Annotated in this window: 1 protein-coding gene and 1 pseudogene; both read left to right on the top strand. The window is 72.8% G+C overall.

Annotated elements, in window-relative coordinates; translation table 11 throughout:
- Positions 1 to 379, top strand: a 379-nt coding sequence (locus tag BN903_RS10735; RefSeq protein WP_048077723.1) for a hypothetical protein, incomplete at its 5' end; no start/stop codon positions are given.
- 77 nt (positions 380 to 456) lie between these two features.
- Positions 457 to 644: pseudogene (locus BN903_RS17495) on the top strand (hypothetical protein); the annotation flags it as partial.

The following is a 644-nucleotide window of genomic DNA, read 5'->3' on the forward strand; positions in this document are numbered from 1 at the left end:
CCTCGCGCGGCCCGAAGAACTGCTGACGCACGCGGCCTCCTTCCGGTCCGCAGCGCCGGCTCGGGGCGCTCTCAAGCCCGACGCGACCGAGTCCCGCGAGTTCGTCGACCAGACCGACTTCGTCGACGACGGCGGCGACGCGATCCTCGTGATCGCCCAGCGACTCACGGTCCCGGAGGTCCGGCTCCGCCTCGGCGCGATCAGCCGCACGGGCGACCACTCCCTCCGGATCGCGATCGACCAAGGGGGCGTCCGCGGCGAGGTCGAGACCGACGAGCCGGTCGTCAAGACGCTGCTGTTGCGGCTCACCGACGAGCGCGGGCCGCCCGAGCGGGTGATCGTCACCATCGGCGGCGAGCGCGCTGGCGTGACGATCTGAGTGTCGGCGGCTTCGAGACTGTCCGACCGCGACTCGCTCCCGCGACCGTTTTGTGGCCGCGCCGCATCCGACCGTCCATGTCACTCCGCAGTCGACTCCTCGGATCGGCCCTCCTCGTCGTCGGCGTCGCCGCGTTCGCGGCCGCCGTCTCCTTCGCGCCGACCGTTCCCCCCGAACCGGCGGCCGACGCCGTGTCGGGCGTCATCGCCACTACCCCGTTCGCCTTCGTCGTCGCGCCGGCCTCTTCGCCGTCGCGGCGGTGCTT

This window comes from Halorubrum sp. AJ67, from assembly GCF_000513435.1.